The following is a 5,346-nucleotide window of genomic DNA, read 5'->3' on the forward strand; positions in this document are numbered from 1 at the left end:
CGCAACGCCGCGAACTGCTCCCCGGACGCTGGCGGCCTGCTCCTGGGCGGAGGCGCGGATCTCGGCGGCGGCGGCGTTCAGGTCCGCGGTCGCCGCGCGGTTGGTGCGCGCAAGCTCTGACAATCCGGCCGTCATCCGGTTCAGTGTGGCCCCCAGGCGGCCGATCTCGTCCTGACCGGTGCGGTCGAGGCGTCCCGTCAGGTCGCCGGTGCCGATCCGTTCGACGAAGGCCAGCGCTCTGACGAGTGGCCGGGCGATGAGGCGCTCGATCGCGATTCCGATCCCGGTACAGAGCAGGAGCGTGACCAGGGTTCCGGCCCAGAGGGCGAGACTGGCATGGCGCTGCGCTTCCAGGAGCCGCACGTTCTGCGCCATCCGCGTCGTCTCCTGCGCATCCTCGATCGCGTCGAGCTTGTCGCGGAAGGTATCGAACAGCTGCTTGCCCCTGCCATCGGCCTCGATCCGGACGGCTTCGGGCCGGGTCGCCGGGGATGCCGCTTGGCGCAGCGCTGCCTCGCCGATCTCGGTCTGCCAAGTGCGCGCGGCCGTGACGGCATCGGACAGCAGGGCGGACATCGCGGCGGTGCCGCCGATCAGGGCGGTGAGCCGGTCGATCGTCCCGTCCAACGCCCGCCGCCCGAGCCGATAGGGTTCGAGGCTGCTGTCGCGGCCGGTGATCAGATAGCCGCGCAACCCCGTTTCCTGGTTGAGCATGGCGGATCGGAAGTCGCCGAGGGCTCGGATCGTCTGGCTGGAGCGCCCCCGCGCTTCGGTCGCTTCATCGAGTTGGTCGAGCGTGACGAAGGTGGCGGCGCTGCTCAGAACCGAGACAAGCGCGATGGTCGCGATGGCGCCGCCCAAGGAGCGGCTGAGGCCAGATGTGTTCGCCATGCAGGGCTCGTTCTCGCGCGCTATGCGAACGGCGCTGTGCGGCGCAAAGTGCGCGAGCGTCAAGCACTTCTTCTTTTTCTTTTCATCCCTCGGCCATCGAGCTCTTCGGCCAGCCATAGTGCTTGGCATGTACGGTGACCGAACGAGTGGGGCGGCCTTCCGATCTTGGGGCCTCCAGCGCGATAGGCTGCACGGATCATCGTGGCGCTGCCATCGCCGTGGGGCAGCCGGGCGGGCGCCGGAAGAGGCGGCGCGCTGCGCGGCCGGGACTCAGACATAGTGGCGGTAAGCGACGGACCGGGCCGTCTCGTCGCGATCGCCATCCAGGTCCGGGCTCGCCGCTTGCCCGGCCGAGAGGCCGATGACCGAGGCCACGGCGATCAGTGTCGGCGCGCGGCGGGCGACACGAACGACCGCGGATGCGATTCTGCCTCCGAATCGGGCCAGGATGGTCATGCGCACGATCTCCGCTGAGGCGCCCTCTCCCGGCTCGGGAGTGGTCGGGCGCGGATGGACGCTCCAGAGCCGGCCCCGGAAACGCGGGCCGAGGCCGGTTCCCGCACCAGAATGCGCCCACGATGCTGCGGTATTGTGTCTGCGGATGGGCGGCGGCGCCTCTCCCCCGATGGGGCACTCGGGCGACGGAGGCGGGTTCCGCCCAAAGGCGTTATGCGATCTGCAATAGCTTGCCAAAACATCCCGTCAAAAATTGCCTGATCTTCATGTAAGCCGTTGAATGGCAAGGAATTTGTTGCTTGGCGGTCACTGGCCGGCGAAATGCGCCGCCCTGCCGGCTCGGATTGAATTAAACCCAGCCGTGACGCGTTGTGCTGGTCCCGGCGATCAAGCACAGAATTGGCCCCCTGCCTCTCGGGGCGGCAAAAAACACCAACGCGGGTCTGAAAATTCGATGAGAGCGCTTCGTCGCAGCCTGATTGCTTCGGTCGCCCTTCTGCCCGGCAGCGCCCTCGCTCAAGAGGCTGTCAGCCTGAGCGAAATCAGCGTCGTTGCGACCACGCCGGTGGGCGCGGCCGGCTCGGGCGCTGGCCGGCTGGCGGCCCCGGCGGGCGAGACCGTCGCAGTTCCGCGGCTGCGCGGCGGCGAGCAACCGCTCTACAAGATTCCGAGCACCGTCGAGACCGTGACCGCGGCCGATCTCGACATCGACCGGGGCACCTTCAACGCCGTCGCGACCCTGGCCCGGCGCACGCCGGGCCTCAATCTGAGCGACTCACAGGGCAATGCGAACCGCGTCGACGTCACCTATCGCGGCTTCACCGCCTCGCCGGTCCAGGGCGTGCCCCAGGGACTGGCGGTCTACCAGAACGGCGTGCGCATCAACGAGGCCTTCGGCGATGTCGTCAATTTCGACCTGATCCCGCCGATCGCGATCCAGCGCATCGACGTCGTCACCGGCAACCCGGTCTTCGGCCTGAACGCGCTGGGCGGCGCGGTCAACATCCAGATGAAGAACGGCTTCACTTGGCAGGGCACGGAGATCACCGCGCTGGGCGGCTCCGACGGGCGTATCGCCGGCTCGCTTCAATACGGCAAGATGATCGGCCCCTGGAGCTTCTACTTCGCGGGTGACGGCCTCAACGACCGCGGCTGGCGCTTCCAGTCGCCGAGCACGATCGGGCGCATCTACAGCGATCTCGGCTACCGCACGCCGGATTCCGAGTTCCACCTGATCGGGCAATTCGCGCGCACGTTCTTCGGTGCCGCTGCCGCGACGCCGGTCGACTTCACCCATGTCGATGAGCGCGCCATCTTCACCTATCCGCAGACGACGACGCAGCAGGTCGGCACGCTGCAGGTGACGGGCCGCGTCGACATCTCGCCGACCTGGGATCTCGCCGGCAACGCCTATTTCCGCCGCTACAGCAACCAATATGTCGACGGGAACGACGGCGACTTCGAGAATTGCAGCAGCCGTTCGAGCTTCCGCGGTCGACTCTGCTTCGAGGATGACGGCTTCTCGCCGGCCGCCGGCCAATCGCAGCTCGACTTCCGCAATCAGTTCCTGATCCTCGGACGCGGCGTCAACGCCCCTGGCATCCCGTTCACGGGCGGCGTGCCCTACGGCACCCTCGATGTGACTAAGACCGAGGCGACGGGCTATGGCGGCTCGCTCCAGGCGGCCAACCGCGACCGCGTCTTCGACCACGGCAACAGCTTCGTGGTGGGCGGCAGCATCGATGTCGCCGATTACAGCTTCAAATCGTCGAGCACGCTCGGGGTCATCAACCCCGATCTCTCGGTCACGACCGACCCGAACAATCCCTTCTACGGGACCATTCCCGGTCTCGGCACGCAGCAAATCCGCACCGCCGGGGCGCTGGGCATCGCACCGAGCCAGGTGATCGGCTCCAACCTCTATATGGGCCTCTATGCGAGCGACACCTTCGACGTGACCGATCGGCTCTCGCTGACCGCCGGGGCCCGTCTGAACTTCGCCCGTATCACCACCCAGGATCTCACCGGCTTCTCGCCGGACGTGACGGGCACCCACTACTTCACCAAGGTGAACCCGGTCGCGGGCCTGACCTACCGCTTCACCCCCGAGCTGTCGCTCTATGGCGGCTACTCGGAATCGAACCGGGCGCCGACCCCGCTGGAGCTCGCCTGCGCCAACCCGGACCGGCCCTGCCTCCTGCCCAACTCGCTCGTGGCCGATCCGCCGCTCAAGCAGGTCACGGCGCAGACCTACGAGGTCGGCTTCCGCGGGGCCGTGCCGAATTTCTACGAGGGCGGCCTGCTCAGCTACAAGCTCGGCGCCTTCCGCACCGACCTGACCAACGACATCATCCAGCTCGCCACGCCGGGCAACGCGGCGCGCGGCTACTACGTCAACGTCCCGGCGACGCGTCGCCAGGGCATCGAGGTGGCGGCGGAATATACCCGCGGCGACCTCTCGCTCTACGCGAACTACGCCCTCATCGACGCGACCTACCGCTTCAACGGCACCTTGTCCTCGCCCAACAATCCGCTTTCGGACGACGGCGCGATCACGGTCACGCCGGGCAACAAGGTGCCGCTGGTTCCCGAGCACCAGATCAAGGCCGGCTTCGACTACCTGCTCCTGCCGGGCTGGCGCCTCGGGATGAACGTTCAGGCCTTCTCCTCGTCCTACTACCGCGGCGACGACTCGAACCTGAACCGGAAGCTGCCGGCCTATTACGTCCTCAATCTGAACACGAGCTATCAGGTCAACAAGAACCTCGAGGTGTTTGGTCTGATCACGAACCTGACCAACAACCGGTATGCCAATTTCGGCACCTTCTTCGAGCCCGGCTTGGTGGCGAACCGCTATCCGGTCACCGATGTGCGCACCACGACCCTGGCGCAGCCGCTCTCGATCTATGGCGGCATCCGCTACGTGTTCGATGCCGAGGTCGTGCCGGCACCGGTGGAGCCGCTGGTCCGCAAGTTCTGAGGATGAGGGTCTGCCGCGTGACGTGGTCCGCGGCGGACTCGGTCAGCGTTGATACTCATCATTCGGTATTCAGTGCGGGGGGGCCGAATGGCAATTTGGCTTCCTCGTCGCGGGAACCCGACGCGAACCGTCGAGACTTGCAAAACTAAGTGCAGAGTTGGCTGCTTGCCAGAAAATCCCGTAAATCACAGGATATTTTGGCATGTTGCGCAACAATCACAATGAATGAATTCAATGAAATTAAGGACGATAATGCTGTATTTGCAGTGAAGCGCGGCATTCATCCGCTTTCGTTCTGTCTGATTTTTCATTATTACTTATTTATCTGGAGGCCGTTCTAGCCGTACGGATGGCTTGCTGCTTGAAAGCCTTCCGGGGCGGCGCCGTTCGTCTGGTGCCAATCCTGTCTTCGGGGTCGTATCGGAGTTGCGCCGAGTTCGAATTGATTAGGCGTTTCTCTCAAGAATGTTATCGCCTTGGTCTAGGGAGTTTTAAGCAATGGCGACGCCAATTACGTTCAACAATACAGTATTCCAGGCTGGCTATGCCGGTACCGATGATGGCGGGCCCAGTGCGAGCTTCGGCATCGACGATCTGACCACAAGTGCGATTCAGGTGAGTGGAACTGTAACCGCTGTTGGTAGTCCGGTCACCGTGACGGGAATGCTTCCTGGTGACACGGCGTCGCAGGTGCGGACGTTCTACGCAACGCAGTATGACAACGCGAACCAGATCGAGTTTAACGATAGCTTAGGGCCGACATATAGCAGGTCCAACGTTCGGCTGGTTCTGTCAAACACGCCCCTCCCAACAACTTCTCCCCGCTTTACCTCCGACGGCGATACGAGTCTCAATTCCTACAACGCGCCTGTCTGCTTCGTCACCGGCACGAAGATCCGCACCGAGCGCGGTGAGATCGCGGTCGAGGATCTCAAGGTCGGTGACGTTGCCGTCACCGCCTCCGGCGCCCTGCGTCCCATCACCTGGATCGGCCACCGCGAGATCGTGGCGGAAGCCGG

General features: G+C 64.8%; 3 protein-coding genes and 1 pseudogene. 2 read left to right on the plus strand and 2 right to left on the minus strand.

Translation table 11 applies throughout. The features are described from left to right. Both MZTS_RS23325 and MZTS_RS23330 read right to left on the minus strand, forming a co-directional pair. Nucleotides 1-891: pseudogene (locus MZTS_RS23325) on the minus strand (CHASE3 domain-containing protein); the annotation flags it as partial. A 270-nt stretch (nucleotides 892-1,161) separates the two neighbouring features. Further along, entirely contained in the window at nucleotides 1,162-1,347 is a 186-nt protein-coding gene (locus MZTS_RS23330; RefSeq protein ID WP_009863590.1) for a hypothetical protein, read from the minus strand. Between the two features lie 454 nt (nucleotides 1,348-1,801). Here MZTS_RS23330 and MZTS_RS23335 point away from each other — a divergent pair, with 454 nt between their 5' ends. Beyond that, nucleotides 1,802-4,327, plus strand: a complete 2,526-nt coding sequence (locus tag MZTS_RS23335) for a TonB-dependent receptor (protein ID WP_192285644.1) — start codon at nucleotides 1,802-1,804, stop codon at nucleotides 4,325-4,327. A gap of 498 nt (nucleotides 4,328-4,825) precedes the next feature. Further along, the coding region (locus MZTS_RS23340) for a Hint domain-containing protein (protein ID WP_246482246.1) at nucleotides 4,826-5,346 on the plus strand (521 nt) is incomplete at its 3' end.

The organism is Methylorubrum zatmanii, assembly GCF_014845115.1.
In the GTDB taxonomy this organism is placed as follows: domain Bacteria; phylum Pseudomonadota; class Alphaproteobacteria; order Rhizobiales; family Beijerinckiaceae; genus Methylobacterium; species Methylobacterium zatmanii.